At 72.7% G+C, this 18858-nt stretch carries 15 protein-coding genes; 9 read left to right on the top strand and 6 right to left on the bottom strand.

The window, feature by feature from the left end; genetic code table 11:
• The first annotated feature begins 116 nt into the window (after positions 1–116).
• Positions 117–722, top strand: a complete 606-nt coding sequence (locus P3G67_RS07925; protein ID WP_276092823.1) for an ABC transporter ATP-binding protein — start codon at positions 117–119, stop codon at positions 720–722.
• A gap of 14 nt (positions 723–736) precedes the next feature.
• The gene (locus P3G67_RS07920; protein WP_276092822.1) at positions 737–1573 is read left to right on the top strand and encodes a metal ABC transporter permease; all 837 of its coding nucleotides are present in this window, start codon (positions 737–739) and stop codon (positions 1571–1573) included.
• Positions 1574–1578: 5 nt separating this feature from the next.
• Here P3G67_RS07920 and P3G67_RS07915 read toward each other — a convergent pair whose 3' ends face one another.
• Positions 1579–3522 carry an FAD/NAD(P)-binding protein gene (locus tag P3G67_RS07915; RefSeq protein WP_276092799.1) on the bottom strand — a complete coding sequence of 648 codons (1944 nt, stop codon included), beginning with the start codon at positions 3520–3522 and terminating at the stop codon, positions 1579–1581.
• Positions 3523–3784: 262 nt separating this feature from the next.
• Here P3G67_RS07915 and P3G67_RS07910 point away from each other — a divergent pair, with 262 nt between their 5' ends.
• The 4 genes from P3G67_RS07910 to P3G67_RS07895 all read left to right on the top strand — a co-directional run bounded on the left by P3G67_RS07910 (position 3785) and on the right by P3G67_RS07895 (position 10665).
• On the top strand, positions 3785–5428 hold the full coding sequence (locus P3G67_RS07910; protein ID WP_276092798.1) for an AMP-binding protein: 1644 nt from the start codon (positions 3785–3787) through the stop codon (positions 5426–5428).
• A 449-nt stretch (positions 5429–5877) separates the two neighbouring features.
• The gene (locus P3G67_RS07905) at positions 5878–7800 is read left to right on the top strand and encodes a CaiB/BaiF CoA-transferase family protein (RefSeq protein WP_276092797.1); all 1923 of its coding nucleotides are present in this window, start codon (positions 5878–5880) and stop codon (positions 7798–7800) included.
• Complete coding sequence (locus tag P3G67_RS07900; RefSeq protein WP_276092796.1) at positions 7797–9461, top strand: class I adenylate-forming enzyme family protein; 1665 nt, start codon at positions 7797–7799, stop codon at positions 9459–9461. Before P3G67_RS07905 ends, P3G67_RS07900 begins: the two co-directional genes overlap by 4 nt.
• Entirely contained in the window at positions 9448–10665 is a 1218-nt protein-coding gene (locus P3G67_RS07895; RefSeq protein ID WP_276092795.1) for an acyl-CoA dehydrogenase family protein, read from the top strand. The genes P3G67_RS07900 and P3G67_RS07895 overlap by 14 nt, the downstream gene beginning before the upstream one ends.
• 15 nt (positions 10666–10680) lie before the next feature.
• On the opposite strand, the gene P3G67_RS07890 is transcribed toward P3G67_RS07895, so the two are convergent.
• From P3G67_RS07890 to P3G67_RS07880, 3 genes are read right to left on the bottom strand one after another with little or no spacing between them, the layout of a single operon-like run.
• Complete coding sequence (locus P3G67_RS07890) at positions 10681–11754, bottom strand: sugar ABC transporter permease (protein WP_276092794.1); 1074 nt, start codon at positions 11752–11754, stop codon at positions 10681–10683.
• A 1-nt stretch (position 11755) separates the two neighbouring features.
• Positions 11756–12559 carry a thioesterase family protein gene (locus P3G67_RS07885; protein WP_276092793.1) on the bottom strand — a complete coding sequence of 268 codons (804 nt, stop codon included), beginning with the start codon at positions 12557–12559 and terminating at the stop codon, positions 11756–11758.
• Positions 12556–13782 (bottom strand): MFS transporter, encoded by a 1227-nt coding sequence (locus P3G67_RS07880; RefSeq protein ID WP_276092792.1) that lies wholly within the window; start codon positions 13780–13782, stop codon positions 12556–12558. The genes P3G67_RS07885 and P3G67_RS07880 overlap by 4 nt, the downstream gene beginning before the upstream one ends.
• 90 nt (positions 13783–13872) lie before the next feature.
• Between P3G67_RS07880 and P3G67_RS07875 the strand changes: the two genes are divergently transcribed.
• From P3G67_RS07875 to P3G67_RS07865, 3 genes are read left to right on the top strand one after another with little or no spacing between them, the layout of a single operon-like run.
• Entirely contained in the window at positions 13873–14529 is a 657-nt protein-coding gene (locus P3G67_RS07875; RefSeq protein ID WP_269859349.1) for a TetR/AcrR family transcriptional regulator, read from the top strand.
• Positions 14530–14558: 29 nt separating this feature from the next.
• Positions 14559–16184, top strand: a complete 1626-nt coding sequence (locus P3G67_RS07870; protein WP_276092791.1) for an FAD-dependent monooxygenase — start codon at positions 14559–14561, stop codon at positions 16182–16184.
• A gap of 59 nt (positions 16185–16243) precedes the next feature.
• Positions 16244–16447, top strand: coding sequence for a hypothetical protein (locus tag P3G67_RS07865; RefSeq protein ID WP_269859351.1), 204 nt, complete (start codon positions 16244–16246; stop codon positions 16445–16447).
• Here P3G67_RS07865 and P3G67_RS07860 read toward each other — a convergent pair.
• Positions 16436–17554, bottom strand: a complete 1119-nt coding sequence (locus P3G67_RS07860; protein WP_276092790.1) for a PP2C family protein-serine/threonine phosphatase — start codon at positions 17552–17554, stop codon at positions 16436–16438. The genes P3G67_RS07865 and P3G67_RS07860 overlap by 12 nt on opposite strands.
• A gap of 691 nt (positions 17555–18245) precedes the next feature.
• Positions 18246–18716, bottom strand: coding sequence for a helix-turn-helix domain-containing protein (locus tag P3G67_RS07855; RefSeq protein WP_269859353.1), 471 nt, complete (start codon positions 18714–18716; stop codon positions 18246–18248).
• Positions 18717–18858 lie beyond the last annotated feature (142 nt).

The following is an 18858-nucleotide window of genomic DNA, read 5'->3' as shown; positions in this document are numbered from 1 at the left end:
GGACGGGCGGACCGTCCGACTACTGTCGCGTGGAACTGAGCAGCGAGCAGCCGGGCCGGGTCGCCACCCGCCACCCGGACTCCCCTGATGGCGGCCTGGACATACGACTTCGCGGCGTGGTGTGCAGACACGGCCGACTGGAGGCGGTGGGGGGTGTCGACCTCGATGTGGCCGCGGGCCAGAAGGTCGCCCTCACCGGTACCAACGGTTCCGGCAAGACCACGTTGCTGCGGGCGGTGCTCGGGCTGCACCGCCAGGTGGACGGCGAGATCCTGGTCGGCGGCCGGGGCTGCCGCAGGGCGGCCGAGTGGGCGTGGCGGCGCAGGGCCTGCGCGTGGATCCCGCAGCGTCCGGCGCCGGGCCGCTTTCCCCTGCTGGCCGGGGAGTTGCTCAGCAGCGGCGGTGACCTACCGGAGGCGGTACGTGCCGCGCGGCGGCTGGGCGTGGGCTCTCTGGTCGACCGGCCGTTGAGCAGCCTGTCCGGCGGCCAACTGCAGCGCATGCACCTGGCTCGCGCGGTGGGATGTGTGGCGGCTGGCGCCGGGGTGGTGCTCGCGGACGAGCCCACGGCGGCACTGGACTTCGCCGGACAGGAGGAGGCCGCCGAGGTGCTCACCGGACTGCCGGTGACCCTGCTGGTGGTGACCCATGACCGGGCCATGGCCGCGCGCTGCGGCCGGGTGCTGGAGATGGCCGCGGGGCGGCTGCGGGAGGTCTCGTGAGCGCGCTCGACCAGATGGCGCAGCTGGTGCGGCTGCTGCCGGTGCAGCGAGCCGGAGCCGGGCTGGTGCTGGCCGCGCTGGGGCTGCCCGTGGTGGGCGTGGTGATCGTCGGCCTGGACATCATGCCGGTGCGGTTCGCCATGATGCATGTGGCACTGCTGGGCATCGCCATCGGCCAACTGGTCGGTTTCGACCCGGTGTTGTGCGCGCTGCTGGCCTGCGCGGTCGCGGGTGCGGGAGTGGCACCGCTGGCCCGTACGCCGGACGCGCTGTCCGGTGCGATGGGGCTGCTGATGAGCCTGGCGATCGCGGCGGCGCTGCTGGTTCTGGCACTGTCCGGGGTGAACGCCAACGGGGCGTTCGCGCTGCTGTGGGGCTCCATCCTGGCGGTGCGGCCGTCCGATCTGGCGGTGCTGGGAACGCTGGCGGTGGTGGTGCCCGCGCTGTTCGTGTGGCGGCGGCGGGACCTCGCACTGCTGCTGCACGACCGGGAGTTGGCGATCTGCTCCGGCGTGCCCGCACAGCGGCTGACGGTGCTGCTGCTGGTCCTGGTGGCGGTCTCGGTGGCGGGCGCCATCCGGCTCACCGGGGCGCTGCTGGTCGACGCGCTCACCCTGCTGCCCGCGCTCGCCGCACGGCGGCTGGGCCGCTCGCTCGGCGCGATCACGCTGTGGGCCGTCGGCATCGGTGTGATGGTCAACGCCACCGGCTTCCTGGTCGCACTGGGCTGGGACCTGCCGCCAGGACCCGTTCTCGTCCTGGCGGCGGGCGCGGTGGCCCTCGTCGCCCATCTGCTGCCGGAGAGGGGGACCGGCTCATGGCGTGCGCTCGATGCCGTGGCACCGCACTGACCGGCTCAGCCGGCCTCCCGGCCGGTCCCTGCGGGCTGGTCCGCTACCGCGCGGTGTGCCGGGGAGCAGCGGGCGAGTACGGCCCGCGCGATGGCGTCGGCGTCGGTGAGCGTCACCGAGTTGACGCCCGGCCGCACCCCGGCGGCGGTCACCCAGTGCACCGCCTCGGTGGGCACGCCGAAGGCGAACCGGCCCGGATGCGCCCTGCCCGCCGCGTCCACCACGTGGTACGGCCGCTCGGTGACCGCCAGGCCGCCGGTCTCGTACGTCTCGCCGACGGTGTAGGGACGGCACTGTCCGGTGCGCAACAGATGGCCCAGCAGCGGATCGGCGGTGCGCCGCAGATCGGGTTCCGGCAACCGTGCCTCGATGAGCACGCGAGCGTGGGTCCGCGAACCGGGCACCAGGGGCGATTCGCCGATGTACGTTCCCGTCTCCGGCGATGTCGCTATTCGGGTGGCCGGTCCCAGTACGGTCAGCACTCCGGCCTGGATCAGTGCCGCCATCTGCTCGGTTCGGTGAGCGGGCGGCCCGATGGACAGGAAGGCGTTGAGCGGGGTGTACCAGCGCTCCAGATCATCGCGCTGGGAGCGCGCGGTCAGTCCGCCGTGGTCGACCACCAGGCGTATCTCGTTGCGCAGGTCCCGCAGCACGTCGAGGGCCGACTTCACCGGGCCGTCGATGTTGCCCTCCCGGGCCGCCGCGACATCGGCGCGCAGATGGTCGAGCAGCCAGTCGTGGAAGTCCGCGGTACCGGTGAACTCCCGGTCGGCGTAAGGCCGGGCGATCCGCTGCCAGTCCCAGCGCCCGGCCGGGCCGACGCCCGCCTCGGCCAGCAGCCGCGTCTCCTCGGCGCTTCCCCACGGCGCTGCCAGGTACCGCTGGCGGAACGGAGCGGGCGCGGCGCCGCTGCGGGCGACCAGCGCGGTGTAGTAGACGGTCTCCACCTCCTTGGCGATCAGCGGCCAGACCTCGCGCCGGAAGTCGGTACCGCCGCCGCGTCGGCCGCGCTCCCGCAACCCGGCGACCACCTCGGGGGTGAGCACCCGCGGCTGGTGGCGGCCGTGCGCGCCCTTCTGGTTCTCGCCGCGGGCGTGGTGCGGGACGCCGCGCCGGGAACCGGCGTACAGCCGAGGCTCGCGCCCCGACGGCCGGTAGACCAGCCGGCCGTCCTCGGTGGCGAAGCGTCCGCCGCGACCGACGGTCAACAGGGCCATGTGGTCGAAGAAGTTGAGCCCCAGTCCGCGCAGCAGCACCGGTTCGCCGGGCCGTACCACCGACAGGTCGACGTCGGCCGGACTGGCCGGCGGAACATAGACGGCGCCGTGCCGTTCGGCGAAGTCGGCCAGCTCCGCCTCCACCCCGGTGGTACGCGCGGCGGTGTGCCCCTGGGCGAGCACCACCGCGTCCAGGTCGCTCAGCACCGTGCCGTCGCTGAGCCGGACGCTCTGGCCGCCGTCCGGCGTGTCGTCCAGTGCCACGGCGCGGGCCTGATGGGTCACCACATGGATGCCGCCGGGCGCGGTGGCCGTGGTGCGCCGGAAGACCCACTCCAGATAGTGCCCGTAGAACCGGCGGGTCGGATAGGAGTCGGGTCCCAACTCTCGGGCCTCGACCAGGACATGCTCGTCCATTTCCTCCAAAGTCCCCATCACGGTGAGGAATCTGGCCCATTCGTGAAGGCTGGGCCCCGGGCACAACGGGCCTTCGAGCTCCACGCTTTCGTCGGTGAACAAGGTCACCTGGGAGGCGACGGTGTTCATCAGTAGCTCGCCCGACTGGTCGGTGCGCCAGGTATTTCCGGCCCCCGGCCGGTACGGGTCCACCAGATGCACGAAGAGTTCCGAACTCGGCTGTCTTACGGCCGCGTTGGCACAGATTCGTTCGAAGACCGACAGTCCACGCGGTCCGGATCCGATAACGCAGACCGCGAACTGCCGTGTTGTCATCCGGTTTCTCCCAGGGTCGAGGCATCGGCGATGGCCGACATTAGACCCTGCCGAACTACGACGCCATGCACCGGGTCGATCCCGGCGCAGGGTAATGCGGAGGGAAAGCGTTGACTAGAGTCGAACACTAGAGTAGAACTATGGAAAGTGACCTATGGTACGGGGAGCAGCTAAACCGGACATCTGCGATGCCATCCACGGAGCAACGGGAGGGGCTTCATACGCGATGGATGCCAAAACGGGGGAATATTCAAGGATTTCGTTGGCTTGCGAAGCAGTTGACCGAATCGCGGAGGTGGCGTTCAGCGGCGGCGTACCCGCCCGCCACCTCGTGCAGGCGGTCGCCCTGGCCGTGCTCGCCCGCCAGGCACCGGACCGCACCACCACGGTGCGTACCGGATCGGCGAGCCTGTCCGTAACACCGGGCCCCGACGACACCGTGACCGGTATCGCGCGGCGCATCGCCGACGCCACCGCGAGCGCCCGGGGGCCGATCACGATCAGCACCACGGGCACCGGTTCCGGACTGCCCGGCCGCGCCACCCTGCACGTGCTCGAAGGGCCTGGTGACCGACTGGCCCTGCGCACCGACCTTTCGGAACGCCAGATCTCCCGGGTTATCACGGCCGTCCAGTCACTGCGACCGGCCGGCGGCGGGCCACCCCGGGTGCGCGAACTGCCGCTGTGCTGCCCGGCCGACGCCCGGGAGCTACAGGGCTGGAAGCGGCGGCTGGCGAGCGTGCCCGCCATCTCCCTCGACGAACTGGTCGCGCGCTGGGCCCGGCAGCGGCCGAACCGTTCCATCGCCGTGGCCGACGGGCGCACCCTCGGCTATGCCGAGGCCGACCGGCGGGCCACCCGGCTCGCCTCCGCGCTGGTCCGCGGCGACGTACAGCACGGCGAGCCGGTGCTCGTGTGCACCGGTGACGGTCCGCAGACGGTCGTCGCCCATGTCGCGGTGTTACGGGCGGGTGCCGTGTGCGTACCCCTTCCGTGCGGCGCCGTCGAACAGGGGCTGCGCGAGGCCGTGCGGCTCACCCGGGCCCGAGTGGCGCTGTGCGACCGGCCGCCCGCCCCGAGCCAACTCCCGCCGGGGATGCGCGCGCTGGGCGTGGCGGACCTGCTGGACGGCGACGCGGACCCGGCCGACCGCTCACTGCCGCGCTCCGGTTTCACCGACTGCGCCTACTTGATGGTGCGGACGGGGGAGGACGGGCGGATCCACGGTGACCTGATCGACCACCACGCCTGGGTGAGCGCCACCACCGGGCGCATCAGCCGGGCCGGGGTGCCCGCCGAGCGGGTGCTGGTGGACGGTCCACTGTGCGCGCCCGCCGCCCTCGCGGGCATGTGGTGGGCGCTCCAGTCCGGCGGCACCGTGTGCCTGGCCGACACCGGGGCGGGGCAGTGGCCCCGACGCGGCTTCACCGAGGCCCTGTTGACACCCACGGCCTACGCCCGACTGCTGCCGCGGCTGGACGAGGCGCGTCCGCCGCGGTGCGTGGTGCTGACCGGCGGCCCCTGCCCACCGGGCGACCAGGCCCGGCACTTCGACCAACTGCCCGGCACCCGGCTGTTCATGGAGTACGCGCCCGACGACGGCCCGCTGCCCTGGGCGGCGGCCGAGGTCAAGCCGGGCGACGGCGAATGGGGGGACCCGCGCGGCAGGCTGCTGCCAACCACCGACATGCGGCTGCGCGTTGCCGACGAGGACGGCCGCCCCTTGGGGCCGGGCCTGATCGGCGAGGTGTGCGCCGACGGCATGGCACTGCCCTGCGACCGCATCGGGCTGGCACCGCCGTCGCGGTTCGAGGAGGCCGACGGCGTCGCGGTGCACCGTTCCGGACGGCAGGGCCGCTGGCGGTTCGACGGCACGCTGGAGATTCTCGACGGCCGCTCCGAGTAATTCCCGGATCCGTTCGTCCAACCCGTTCCACGGGACGATCGAATTCCGTTTGGGCCGCCGGAACCTCCAAGTCGATGGCCGGAACCGGCCGTTCTTCCCAGGCTTTCCGTTGCGTCTTCGAAGAAAGGCGCGGTACCTGGCGTGGAAATAGCTGTGGCACGCCTGACCCGCCTTTGGGCCGCCGCTCGGTACGAGCGGCCCCAACGGCCCTGCGCCGCTTGACATTACGGGGGTGTTGACGAATAGGGGCCGCGCCCTGCGTGCCGCCCGCCGAAATCGCTCGACCTTTTCGCTGTCACTCGCCGGACCGGCTGCCGCACGCGCCGGGCCGGTGGCCTTCGTGTGCCGATTCCCAAAAGACCCGCAGTTACCAGGAGTTCGTTGTGCGCAATATCACAGACCGTACCGGGCCGATTTCCGCCGCGCCCGGAACGGGGTGTCCCACCGCCATGTCCCTGCCAGGCCCCCGATGCGCCGACGGCGCCGGGGGCCACCCCGACGCCCCGCTGGCCGGACTGACAGCCCACGGCACCGGTCACGGCACCGCAGGCCGGGTGGCGCTGCGCCACCTGGTCGACCTCGGGGCCACCCCCGGTGCCGCCCACACCGGGACGTACACCCCGGTACAGGGCGACCTGGTCACCCTGTACCGCTCCGCAGGCCCCGCCGAACAGCCGCTGCTGGACTGCCGGATCGACTGGGCGTGTCCCGGTGGCACCCCGCTGGCCGACGAGACCACCGTTCAGGCGGCCACCGGACTGATGGCGGTGCACGGACGCAACCGGGGCACACCGCGCCGAATACCCGTGGAGTACGCCTCGACCTGCGCCGGAGTCATCGCGGTACAGGGCGTACTCGCCGCGCTGGTGGCCCGGGAACGCGGCGCCCGGATCAGCACCGTGGGCACCAGCGTGGCGCACGCCGCGCTGCTGACCATCTCGCAGTACCTGGCCGCCGGAACCGCCCCGGAGACCGAACACCTCCCGGCTGTCGAGGGCAGGCCGGGGCCGCCGTTCCGTAGCCGGGACGGTGTCTGGTTCGAGATCGAGGCGCTGGACGCGGCCCCGTGGCGGGACTTCTGGACCGCGCTGGGCGCGCCCGCCAAGGACATCTCCTCCGGCTGGCCGGCGTTCATGCTCCGCTACCCCAAGGCGCTCTCCCCACTGCCGCCGTCACTCCACCAGGCCGTGGCGGCTGTGGAGTTCGCCCGGATCCTGGCCGTCGCCGAGGCCCACCGGATGAGCGTCTGCCGGATCCGCACCATGGCCGAGCGCCGCACCGACCGTGACGCGCTGCGGTACGGAAGGGTCCCACCGCCCTGGCGGTTCCGCCCGTACGGTGACGCGTCCCGCCCCAGGCCGTCCGCCACCGTGCCGGGACCCGAAAGGCCGCTGGACGGGCTGACCGTGATCGAGGCCGGGCGCCGGGTCCAGGCGCCGCTGGCCGCGCACATGCTGGGCCTGCTCGGTGCCCGGGTCGTCCGTGTCGAACCCCCGGGCGGCGATCCGCTGCGCGGGATGCCGCCGATGGTCGAGGACTGCTCCGCCCGCTTCCTCGCGCTCAACCGCACCAAGGAGGCGGTGACCGCCGACCTGAAGACCCCGGCCGGGCGGAACACCGTGCGCGAACTCGCCCGGGACGCCGATGTGTTCCTGCACAACTGGGCACCCGGCAAGGCGGCCGAGTTCCAACTCGACGCACCGGAGCTTGCCGCGCTCAACCCGCGGTTGGTGTACGGCTACGCCTCCGGGTGGGGCGACGCGCTCGGTGAACGGCCGCCACTGGGCACCGACTTCATGGCACAGGCGCACTCCGGCCTGGCCGATCTGATGGCGGACGGCGACCGTCCACGACCGTCCCTGATGACCCTGCTCGATGTGCTCGGCGGCCTGGTGGCGGCCGAAGGGCTGCTGGCCGCGCTGGTGGCCAGGGAACGCACCGGGCGCGGTCGGCGGATGGACAGCTCGCTGCTGTCCGCCTCCACCGTGCTCCAGTACCAGGCGCTGGAGCGCCCGCAGCGGCGCCACGCCCCCGGCTGCGGCACCGCGGGACTGCCCGAGGTCGAGGGGCCGTACCGCACCGCCGACGGCTGGCTGGCGGTGTCGGCGGGCTCCACTACGGCCGTTGGCCGGCTGTGCCGGGAACTCGGCCTGGACCCGGCCGCGCCGCAGGACGTGCTGCGGCGGCGGATCGCGGACCGGCTGGCGGACCGTCCGGCCGCCGAGTGGGTGGCCCGGTTCGCCACCGCCAGGGTGTCCGCCGCCGTGGTGGCCACCGACCTCGACGGGCTGGACACCGCGCCCGCGACCGCCCCCGCGCTGACCCGTGAAGCGTGCACCTTCGTCAACTCCCCCTGGAGGTTCGGCGCATGACCATCCACTTCCACGACCTGGTGCCGCGCGAGGTCCGCGCCCAGTGGACCGCCGAGGGCCGCTACCCGGGCAGGCCGATGTTCACCCTGTTCCGGGAGCACGCCGAACGGCAGCCGGACTTCCCGGCCGTCATCGACGACGAGGGCACCACCACCTACGGCGAACTGCTGCCGCTGTCCTTGGGACTGGCGCGCTCACTCGCCGACGCCGGGATCACGGCCGGTGAGGTGGTCGCGGTCAACCTGCCCAACGGCCGGCTGGCGTGCGCGCTGGACCTGGCGGTGGCCGCGCTCGGCGCGATCTGCCTGCCCTATCCGATCGGCAGGCGGCGGCAGGACACCCTGGCACTGCTGCGCCGCTCCGGGGCCGCCGCCGTGGTGATCACCCGCCAGGTCGGCGAGACCGACTACGCGCGGCTCGTCCAGGAACTGCGGCCCGAACTCCCGGCACTGCGCGAGGTGTTCGTACACGGTGACGCGCTGCCCGGCCAGCGATGTCTCGACGCGATCCTGGCCCACCTGCCCGACCCCCTGGACAAGGTGGCGGAACCGGACCCGGACACCATCGGGCGCATTCTGCTCTCCTCGGGCTCGGAGGCCGAGCCCAAGATGGTCGCCTACTCGCACAACGCCCTGTGCGGCGGGCGCGGTGAGTTCCTGCGCTCGCTGCACCGCGGCGAGCGGCCGATGCGCAACATGTTCCTGGTGCCGCTCGCCTCGTCGTTCGGCTCCACCGGAACGGCCGTCACCCTGTCGTACCTCGGCGGAACGCTGCTGGTGATGGCCCGCTTCGACGCGGAGCGGGCGGTCACGCTGATCGGCCGCCACCGCCCCACGCACATCCTCGGGGTGCCGACGATGTTCCAGATGATGCTCGCCGATCCACGACTGGCCCCCGGCGCCGCCGACCCGGTCGACACCTCCTCGCTCGTCGGCCTGATCTGCGGCGGCGCCGGTGTGGACCCGGCGACAGTGGCGGCCTGCGCGGAGCGGTTCGGCTGCGCCTTCGTCAACCTGTACGGGTCGGCGGACGGGGTCAACTGCCACACCCAGATCGAGGACACGCTGGAGACCGTGCAGACCACCGCGGGCCGCCCCGACCCCAGGGTGGCCAGCATCCGCATCGTCGCCGACGACGGCACCGACCTGCCGCCCGGCGCCGAGGGCGAGATCTGGTCGCGCGGCCCGATGAGCCCGCACTGCTACGTCAACGCCCCGGAACTCGACGCCCGTTACCGCCGGGAGGGCGGCTGGGTCACCACCGGCGACCTCGGCCGTATCGACCCGACCGGACGGCTGCGCATCACCGGCCGCAAGAAGGAGATCATCATCCGGGCCGGGCTGAACATCAGCCCCGCCGAGGTGGAGGGCCTGGTCACCACCCATCCCGCGGTCAGGTCCGCGGTGTGCCTGGGCGTCCCCGACGAGCGGCTGGGCGAGCGGGTCTGCGTCTGGATCGTCGCGAACCCCGGCAGCGCCGCCCCCGACCTGGCCGAGCTGCGCCGCTACCTGTTCGAGGAGAGGGGCCTTGAGCGGGCCAAGCTCCCCGAAGCCCTCTACGAACTACCGGAGTTCCCGGTCAGCCCGGCCGGCAAGGTCGACAAACACGCGCTGCGCGCCACCCTTGAGGCGCGGAAGGAGTCCTCCGATGTCCGCCCCTGACCGCACCTTGGCCGAACCGTTCGAAGGATCCGGCGAGTTGCGCACACTCCGCGACCAGGTACGGGAGTTCCTGGACGAGGAGGTCATCCCGGCCGAGCCGGAACTCGCGGCCGGAGGGCCGACCGCCCGCGCCACCCTGACGGCGCTACAGGACAAGGCCAAGGCCAACGGCCTGTGGGCGCTGCCGCACCCGCGCGAGCTGGGCGGCCACGGGCTGCGGCTCGCGGAGTACCTGTGCATCAGCGAGATCGAGGGACGCTCCGCGTACGGTCCCGTGGCGCTCGGGTCGGACAGCCTGCTGGACGCGCTGATGCTCCAGCGGTACGGGGGCGCCGAGGTCCGCGAGCGCTTCCTGGAACCGCTGGTGCAGGGCCGGTTGACGCCGTGCTTCGGCATGACCGAGCCCGGGCGCTCCGGCTCGGACCCCAGTCTGATGATCACCCGGGCCCGTCCGGACGGCGGCGGCTGGGTGATCGACGGCCACAAGTGGTTCTGCCGGGCCAAAGACGCCGACTTCATCACCGTGATGTGCCGGACCGAGCCGTTGGGCGTGCCGCACGCCAAGGCGTTCACCATGTTCCTGGTGCCGCTGCCCAGCGAGGGGTTCAGCGTCGTACGGCCGCTCACCGTGCTCGGCGCGGAGGACGGCCACTGCGAGGTGGCGTTCGACGGGGTACGGGCGACGGCGCGCCAGATGATCGGCGGCCGGGGCGAGGGCTTCCCGGTCTCCGGTGAGCGGCTCTCACTGGGGCGCACGCTGCGCGCGATGCGCTGGCTGGGCCAGGCGCAGCGGGCCTTCGACCTGATGTGCAACCGCCTGCACCAACGGGAGGCGTTCGGCGGCCTGTTGGCCACCAAGCAGCTGCTTCAGCAGCACGTCTTCGACTCGTACACCGACATCCGGTCGGCCCGTTCGCAGGTGCTGAGGGCGGCGGCCATGCTGGACGCGGGCCAGGACGTGTACATCGAGGTGGCGACCGCCAAGGTGCTCGCCTCCAACGCGCTGTACCAGGTGCTCGACCGGGCGGTGCAGATCCATGGCGCCGAGGGGCTGTCGGACAGCACTCCGCTGGCGGAGATGTTCCGCTGGGCCCGGGCGACCCGGATCTACGACGGGGCGGACGAGCTGCACACGCACATGGTGGCGAAGCGCATCCTCAAACGCTATGAGCAGGGCGGGGGTTACGACTTCAGCGCGGTGTGAGCGGGTGCCGGGGGCCTAGCCCCCGGCACCTCCCGCCAACTGTGCGAGGGCCGACGCCAGGAAGTGGTCGCCCCAGATCAGCTCATGGCCGGTCGCGGTGCCGCTCGCCATGTCGTAGCAGCCGTCGAGCAGCATCCCGGCCGGGCGGTGGTCCGCCGATCTCCCGTGGGCGCCGGTCAAATGGTCCTTGACCAGCGCCGACACCAGCTCCCGCGCGGAGTCCGCGTCGTCCAGTGCCAGCAGTGCGACGGCGGCGATGGCGCCGGCCGAGGTGTCCCGGGGGCCGTGCGGCTCGGTGAAGCTCCACGAAGGGACGGACGCCGCCGTGCAGTTGGCCCAGTACCGGGCCGCCCGCCGCGCGGCATCGGCGAACCCGGCGGACCGCAGCTCACGGGCGGCCGTGGCGAAGGCGAGCATGCCCCATGCCTGACCGCGGGACCAACCGCCCGGCGGATGCGTCCCCTCCGGCTCCCCGCCGAGGGCCACGGTGGCCCGTACGGCGCCGTCCGCGGCGAGGCACAGCTCCAGGTGGCGGACGGCGTTGGCGTGGGCGATCTCCAGCCAGCGCGGGCGGTCCGCGGTACGGCCCGCCCAGCAGAGCAGCGCGGTCACCGCCGCCACCGAGTCGATGGCGGTGGTCGACAGGCCGCGGTCGCCCTGCCCGAACGCGGTGCCCAACGGGATGAGGCCCAGCCGTTCGTCGTATGCGGTGGCGAGCGCCGCCGCGCCGTCCAACGCCACGGCCAGCGCGGTCTCGTCGCCGCACAGCAGATGGCCGGACGCGGCGCCGTACCAGAAGGTCATGGCCCGGGTGACGGTGTCGTCGGCGGTCCGCTCGCGCAGCCGGGTGGTCCAGGTGACCGCCCGGTCACGGTCCTGCGGGTCACCGCTGTGCCGGGCGGCCAGCCAGAGCAGGCCCGTCCAGTAGCCCGCGGTCCAGGAACCGCGCCGGGTGGTGGTCCACGCCCCGCTGCCGGGGTCGGCGTACAAGGGGTAGCGGTCGCCCACCTCCTGTGCGGTGGCCCGCACCCGGTCGAGCATCGCGGACAGTGACGCGTCCGGGTCGAACTCGTCAGTGGATGACTTCACTTCAGGCCTCCGACACCAGCAGGGTCTGCACCGCGCTCCCGATCCGCCCCGCCTCGTCCAGCAGCGCGGCGTGCGCGGCGCCGCCGCCGGTCGGGCCGGTGCGGGTGACGGCCCGTAGCGCGATCCACCGTCCGGTCGGCGGACGGTGCAGATGTACGCTCAGATCGACGTTGACGCAGCTGTACAGGTCCGGCGGCAGGGATGATCCGGTTCCGTAGCAGAACTCGGCCGCGGCCACGGCGAGTTGCTCGGGCAGCACGGCTGCGTCCGGGAGCACCGGGCAGCGCAGGCGTACCCACGCGGTGTCCGAGGCGTCGTCAACCAGGCGCAGCTCAACGGCGTCCCGGTTGAACGAGACCGTCCCACCCGTATCGCGCAGCCGTATCCCGGCGTGCGGCGGCGGTGGCGGGGGATCGTCCGGCGGCCCGTCCGGCAGCGTCGGCGGCCGGGTGGCCCGCAGGTACACAAGGCTGCCGCGTGCCACCGCTGTTCCGTCGGCGGTGACCAGGGCGTCCACCACGTCGAAGCTGCGGCCGGTGCGGAGCGGGGAGACCGCCACCCGCAGCGGTTCGGCCGGAACCGGACGCAGGAAGTCGACGGTGAGCCGGGCCAGGGCGCGCCGGGCGTCGATCCCGCGCCGGGCGTAGTGAGTGACCAGCAGCGCGACCGCCGCGCCGTGCAGCCGTCCGGCGTCCCACGGTCCGGTGGCGTGCGGCGCGGGTACGAACTCGACGCCGCGCGGCACGAACAGCGGGCCGCCGTCCGCCGACTCCACGGTGGACCCGGCGGTCACCGCGGACGTCATGCGCCCGCCTTGGCGGCCGAGCGCCGACCGCCCGTCGCGCACAGCGCCGCGACGGCGAACACCGCGGCGACCAGCGTCCAGCCCACCGGGTAGCCGCCCCTGGTGTCGACCAGGAAGCCGAACGACAGCGGGCCGACCACGAATCCGGCGAAGAAGCCCATGGACACCAGCGCGGAGGCGTGGCCGGTGCTGCCGAAGCCGCGGCCCTTGACGACGGCCACCATGGAGACCGCGTTCGCCGCCACCGCGGAACCGCCCAGCCCTATGGCTCCGATCCAGATGAGCCAGTGGGCGCTCGACGCGCTGGGCACCAGCACCGCGAAGCAGACCGCGGCGATCGCCAGCACGATCAACGAGGCGGAGAGATTGGCCAGTCGGTCGCTGAAGCGCGCCCACAGTATGCGCGCGAAGATCCCGGAGACACCCAGCGCCGCGATCAGCGCGCCCGCGGCCTGGTCGCCCATGCCCAGGTGCTGGTGGGCGTAGAGCGGCAGATAGGTGTTGAGCGCGGCCAGACCGCTGCCGATGCACAGCGAGTAGGCCATCAGCCAGCGGGTCGCGGTGTTCGGCATCCCGGGCAGCGACAGCCGCCTGGCCTGGCCGGTGGCGGCGTCCCGGGGCAGCACCGCGGCCAGCACCGCGGCCACCACGGCGACCGGTGCGACCAGGGCGAGCGCCCCGCGCCAGGACAGCGCCCTGGCCAGCGTGGGCAGCAGCAGCCCGGCCACGAAGGCGCCGAGCTGTACACCGGACTGCTTGACGCCCACCGCGGCCGCCCTGCGCTCGGCGGGCAGATGGGTGGCTATCAGCTTGTTGGTCGAGGGGTTGGCGAGGGCCTGCGGCACTCCGGCCAGCACCAGCGTGCCGAGCAGGAACCAGTACGTACGGGTGGCGGCCAGCAGACCGAAGTCCACGGCGATCAGCGCCAGTAGCGCGACCAGTGCCCGGCGGCCCCCGATGACATCGGTGAGATGGCCCGCGTACAGCGACAGCACGGTGGCGGTTCCGAACGCGACGGCGGTGAGCAGTCCCAACTGGGACTTGGATATGTGCAGATCATCGATGATGAACGGCCCCAGCGAGCCGATCGCGTACAGCACCAGCATGGACAGCGCCATGCCGCTGGTGAGCAGTGGGAGCAGGGTCCTGGGTGAGCTGCCGGGACGGTCGGCGGTGGGTGCCGCCGCGTTGGTGGTGTTCTTTTCAACCGATTCGGTGGCCATCGCTTGCGTCCCCCATTGCATGGATGCCAATAATGGAGTGAATTTCAATGTAGTAGAACTCTAGATACACACTATAGTAAGTAGGTAGTGATGGCGACGGCGAAGAAGACCGACGGACGGCGCGCACGGGCCGAGCTGACCAGGGCGCGGATGCTGGACGCGGCCATGCGCCTGTTCGTCGAGAACGGCTACGGGGCGACGACCATCGAGTCCATCGCCCGCGAGGCCGGGGTGGCCGTGCAGACGATGTACTTCTCGTTCGGCAACAAGCAGAAGATCCTCAAGGAGCTCATCGACCGGCATGTCGCCGGTGACGACGACCCGGTGCCCACCCTGGAACGCCCCTGGGTGGCCGAGGCGCTGGACGCCCCCGATCCGGTGGAGCAGTTGCGGCTGCAGGCGCGGGGCGCCCGGGAGATCTACGAGCGGGTGGGCGGCCTGCTCGAGGTGCTGCGCAACGCCGCGGTGGTCAGCGGTGACGCGACGGAGCTGTGGCAGACCAACCAGCACCAACGGATCGTCGTCCAGGGGCACTTCGTGGACGCGCTGGCCAAGAAGGGCGCGCTGCCGGACGGCATGGCGCGGGACCGGGCCGTGGACATCTGCTACGGGCTGCTCGGTCCCGAGCTCTACCACCTGCTGGTGCACGAACGCGGCTGGACCCCGCGCGAGTGGGAGCAGTGGGTGTTCGACAGCCTGCGCGGCCACCTCGTCGGCGAGGGGCGGTCCGCGGGCGGCGACCGGTAACGCATCGACCAGCGTGAGGAGTTGGGGGCATGACGGTGTCGGACGAGGGCCTGGACACACAGGTGGTGATCGTCGGTGGCGGGCCGGTCGGCCTGGTCACGGCGCTGCTGCTGGCCCGGTGGGGGGTGCGCAGCACGGTCCTTGAGCGGCGGACCGAGCCCTCGCCGCTGCCCAGGGCCAGGGCGCTGACCGCGCCCACCATGGAGGCGCTGCGCTCGCTCGGTCTTGAGCGGCGGGTGCGGGCGGCTGCACTGCCGGTCGAAGTCACCGGCCGCCACTACTACTTCGGCCGCTCGCTGACCGACCCGGACTTCCGGCGGCTGGCCCGCTCCAGGTCCTCCCGGCTGACCGAGGCCAGCGCGGTGGCACCCGCGATCTGCACCCAGGACCGGCTGGAGCCCGTCCTGCGGACCGCCGTGCGCGGCACGCCCGCCGTCACCCTGCTCACCGGCGCCGAGGTGACCTCCGTCGAGCCGCGTGCGGACCGGGTGGAGGTCGGATACCGGTCGCGCGGCGCCCGGCCCGGGCGCGTCTGCCGGGCGGCCTACTGCGTGGCCGCCGACGGTGCGCACAGTGTGGCGCGCGAGGCGGTGGGGATCCGGATGAGCGAGCCGGAAGAGACCTCGCACAACCTCAACATCCTTTTCGAGGCGGACCTCGACCCGCTGCTCGCCGACCGGCGCAGTGCCATCTACTTCCTGGACAGCGGAGAGGTGCACGGCTACCTGATGCCCGGCGACGGCGCACGCCGCTGGTTGTTCAACCAGATACTCGACGGCCCCTACCGCCCCGCGACCGACGACACCGACCGGTGTGCGGACGCGGTACGGCGCGTCCTCGGCCCCGGCGGCCCGCCGGTGAGCGTGGTCGACCGGCAGCGCTGGACCGGGGTGAGCCGGCTCGCCGAACGGTTCGGCGAGGGCCGGTTGGTGCTGGTCGGCGACGCGGCGCACGTCGTCACCCCGTTCAGCGGGATCGGACTGAACCTCGGGGTGCAGGACGCCTGCAACGCGGCCTGGAAGCTCGCCGGTGCGGTACTGGGCTGGGGCGGCCCCGCGCTCGTGCGGTCCTACGAGGTCGAGCGGCGGGCGGTCGCGGCGTGGACCATCGCCGAGGACCGGGAGACGATGCGGGCCGCCCGCCCGTCCGGCGCCCCGCCCGACGACCAGGCGGGCATGGGCCGTTGGGGCCACTGGTACGGGCGGATGCTGGAGCGCCGCAACGACCAGGGGCTGGTCTTCGGCTACCACTACGACTCCACCGCGGTGCTGCCGGACGGCAGCCCGCCGCCGTCCAACGACGACCCGTTCGGCTCGTACGTCCCCTGCGGGCGGCCGGGGCACCGGGCGCCGCACACCGTACTGGAACTCGCCTCCGGCGCCCGGGTGCCGGTCGCCGACCTGTACGGCCCCCGGTTCACCCTGCTCGTCGGCGACACCGCGTCCGCCGTGCCGGACCGCCCGCCGGTACGGGTCCACCAGGTCGCCTCCGCCGAGCCGGGCACCGACTGGACGCAGCTGTACGGCATCGCCAAGGACGGCGCGGTGCTGATCCGCCCGGACGGGCATGTCGCGGCCCGCTATCCGTCGGTCCCCGCGGACTTCGCCGGGGTTCTGGGGAAGGACCTGCGCCGCCTTGTCGGCGAGGTGCGGTAGTGGCGTCACGGCCGGGTCCTCGCGTGGCGGGCGCCGCGCGATGGCGTCAGGCTGGGGGCATGAGCCGGTATCCGTATGTGGTGTACGCGTGGGACGGGCACAGCCCGTACCGGCTGGTCATGTTCCCCAACGAGAGCTACCGGCAGGTGCACACCAGGGAGGAACTCGAGGTGCTGGCCAAGGAGTGGGGGCTGGACCTCGACGATCCCGACCAGGTGGTGTGGGAGGGCGGCGACCTCTGGCCGCCGCCGTCACAGCAGTGACCGCCTGGCCCCGGCCGACGTGTCACGGCGGAACGCCAGCACCGCCGCGTCGTCGTTGAGCGAGCCGCCCGCGTACGCCCGCACATCGGCGAGCAGTTCGTCCAGCAGTGCGTCGGGGTCGTCCGCCCGCATCGCGGCGACCCGCTCCAGCAGTGGGTAGAACCGGTCCGCCGCGTCGCGTGCCTCGGAGACCCCGTCGGTGTAGAGCAGCAGCAGCTCACCCGGGCGGAAGTCGACGGTCCGGGCGGTGTAGGCGCCGCCCACCAGGGACAGCAGCGCCAGCGGCGGGGCGTACGCGGGTGGGTCGACCTCCACCGTGGCGCCGGACGCGTCACGCAGCAGCGGCGGCGGATGGCCGCAGTTGACGATCGTGGCCGGGCCGTGGTCCGGGACGCCGACCAGTACGGCGGTCACGAACTCCTCGCCGCCCGGCCGCCGGGCGAGCGCCCCGTCCAGGCGGCGCGCCACGGCGGTGAGGTCCGGCTCGGTCTGCGAGGCGTCCCGGAACACCCCCAGCACGTCCACGGCCGCCTCCACCGCGGACAGCCCCTTGCCGCGCACATCGCCGAGCAGCAGCCGCGTGCCGTACGGCGTGGGCAGCACCTCGTACAGGTCACCGCCGATCCGGGCCTCCGCCGCGGCGGCCACGTACCGCACCGCGACCCGCAGCGGCCCGAAGCGCCGGGGGACCGGCCGCAGCAGCGCCTGCTGGGCGGCGGCGGCCACACTGCGCACCTGGGCCAGTTCCCGCTCCCGCGCGGCGACCAGCGCCACCGAGGCGGTACTGGTGAAGGTGACCGCCAGCACGGTGGCCGCGGCCGTGGCGTGCACGACCGTGGGCACCCCGCTGTTGGCCACGCTGAGCACGCCCACGGCCAGCGTGCCGACCAGCCCGGCGACCAGCGGTACCGCCACCTTGCGGGTACTGATCGCGGCCAGCACGGGCAGCGCCGCCAGGATCGGGGAGAACGTCGACCCGGGGCCGGTGAGCAGGTCCACCACGATCGCGGCCGCGATCAGCAGGTACGCCAGGCCGACCAGGACCCGCACCCGCGGCGACAGGCGCACCGGCGGCAACTGCGGCTGGGCAACCGCGACCCCGGCCATGGCTCCCTCCTGCCCGACTCGCCCGGCAGTCAAGAACCATTATCCCGCGCGGTCGCCCGCCAGGATTGGCCGAAAGCGCCACCGGAGAAGAAGGCCCCCGCGCCCCCGAATCCGCCCCCGGGAGCTCCCGTGTCAGGGCCCGGGCCCGTCCCCGGGACGACATCCCCGGCGGCCACGGCCCTGGAAGGCCCACCAGACGGGGCCCAGGACGCCATCTGCCGTTGTGCGCCGGTGTGTTGGGCGACCATCTGCCCTCGCGCCGTCACCGCGCCCGGAAAGCAGAAGGCCTGCCCGGTGCGACGGGGGATGCACACCGGGCAGGCACAAGGATCTTTTTACCGCATCGAGGGGTGGTTATGCATCAAAATCTTGTTCGCTTTGCCATTCACCGCGCCACTGGCAACGAAATCAGGCCACCGGCCCTCATCGAGGGGGCCGCCGCCGCAGTGCCCTCCGGCGAAACGGCCAGCTGTGGATGCCGTGGCCGAGCGAGAGATGACCGGACTGCTCACGCCGCGGATCCAGGGCGTCGGCGCCGGGGTTCTGCATGGTCAACGACTCTAGATGCCTTGGTGGTTGGGCGAGGGGCGGCGCCGGGCCGTGGTGGCGCGGCGCCGCCCCTGCGGTGCAGGTGGCCCTGACCCCCGTCCGGGGCCACCTCGCTGTGGCGCCGTGTGGACACGGCACCGGTTCAGGGGCTTTGGGGTGGGTCGGAGGGCAGGTTCATCTCGCGGCGGAACTGGCCGATGATGGTGGTGAGGCAGTCCTGGACATCGGGCGGAAGTCCGACCGCGCGCAGCGCGATGGCGCGTACCCGCTGGTCGCGCATGGCGACGAGGAAGCGGACCTCCTCCTCCACGCGCTGGGTCTGCGAGGCGGACAGATCGCCCAGCAGGTATCCGACGGGCACGCCGAAGAACTTGGCCACGGCGCGCAGCACATCCGGGCTGGGGTTGGCCCGCTTGCCGTTGCGCAGCATCGACAGGTACTGCTCGGTGAGGGTGACCCCGCCGTACTCCTCGGTTCCCTTGCTGATCTCGGCAGCCACATGGGCGTTGGTGTAGGGGGCGCCTGGCGGGTGCATGTGCGCGAACAGGTAGTTGAGGCGTTCGGCCAGCGGCCCGCAGGTGGGCTTGGGCGGTGTGTCACCTCCGGCTGCCATCTCCTACCGTCCTTCCAACGTCTCACCGCCAGTTAAGCCACTTAACTGCACGCTTGGCATCCTGCCATGTAAGCGCTGCCATGCACCAGTCCAATTCAGAAACCGGCTGGTCAGGCTACTTAACTGGCGGTGAGGGAGTTGT

Source organism: Streptomyces silvisoli (genome assembly GCF_029269905.1).
Taxonomy (GTDB): Bacteria; Actinomycetota; Actinomycetes; order Streptomycetales; family Streptomycetaceae; genus Streptantibioticus_A; species Streptantibioticus_A silvisoli_A.
Note: the sequence above shows the minus strand (reverse complement) of the source record. Positions and strands in the feature narration are given on the sequence as shown.

Bases quoted from the DNA above. Each gene is read 5' to 3' on its own strand.
- P3G67_RS07880 (WP_276092792.1), bottom strand. From the start codon at position 13,782: ATGGCCACCGAATCGGTTGAAAAGAACACCACCAACGCGGCGGCACCC.
- P3G67_RS07915 (WP_276092799.1), bottom strand. From the start codon at position 3,522: ATGACAACACGGCAGTTCGCGGTCTGCGTTATCGGATCCGGACCGCGT.
- P3G67_RS07870 (WP_276092791.1), top strand. From the start codon at position 14,559: ATGACGGTGTCGGACGAGGGCCTGGACACACAGGTGGTGATCGTCGGT.
- P3G67_RS07865 (WP_269859351.1), top strand. From the start codon at position 16,244: ATGAGCCGGTATCCGTATGTGGTGTACGCGTGGGACGGGCACAGCCCG.
- P3G67_RS07860 (WP_276092790.1), bottom strand. From the start codon at position 17,554: ATGGCCGGGGTCGCGGTTGCCCAGCCGCAGTTGCCGCCGGTGCGCCTG.
- P3G67_RS07875 (WP_269859349.1), top strand. From the start codon at position 13,873: ATGGCGACGGCGAAGAAGACCGACGGACGGCGCGCACGGGCCGAGCTG.
- P3G67_RS07905 (WP_276092797.1), top strand. From the start codon at position 5,878: ATGTCCCTGCCAGGCCCCCGATGCGCCGACGGCGCCGGGGGCCACCCC.
- P3G67_RS07920 (WP_276092822.1), top strand. From the start codon at position 737: ATGGCGCAGCTGGTGCGGCTGCTGCCGGTGCAGCGAGCCGGAGCCGGG.
- P3G67_RS07855 (WP_269859353.1), bottom strand. From the start codon at position 18,716: ATGGCAGCCGGAGGTGACACACCGCCCAAGCCCACCTGCGGGCCGCTG.
- P3G67_RS07895 (WP_276092795.1), top strand. From the start codon at position 9,448: ATGTCCGCCCCTGACCGCACCTTGGCCGAACCGTTCGAAGGATCCGGC.
- P3G67_RS07885 (WP_276092793.1), bottom strand. From the start codon at position 12,559: ATGACGTCCGCGGTGACCGCCGGGTCCACCGTGGAGTCGGCGGACGGC.
- P3G67_RS07900 (WP_276092796.1), top strand. From the start codon at position 7,797: ATGACCATCCACTTCCACGACCTGGTGCCGCGCGAGGTCCGCGCCCAG.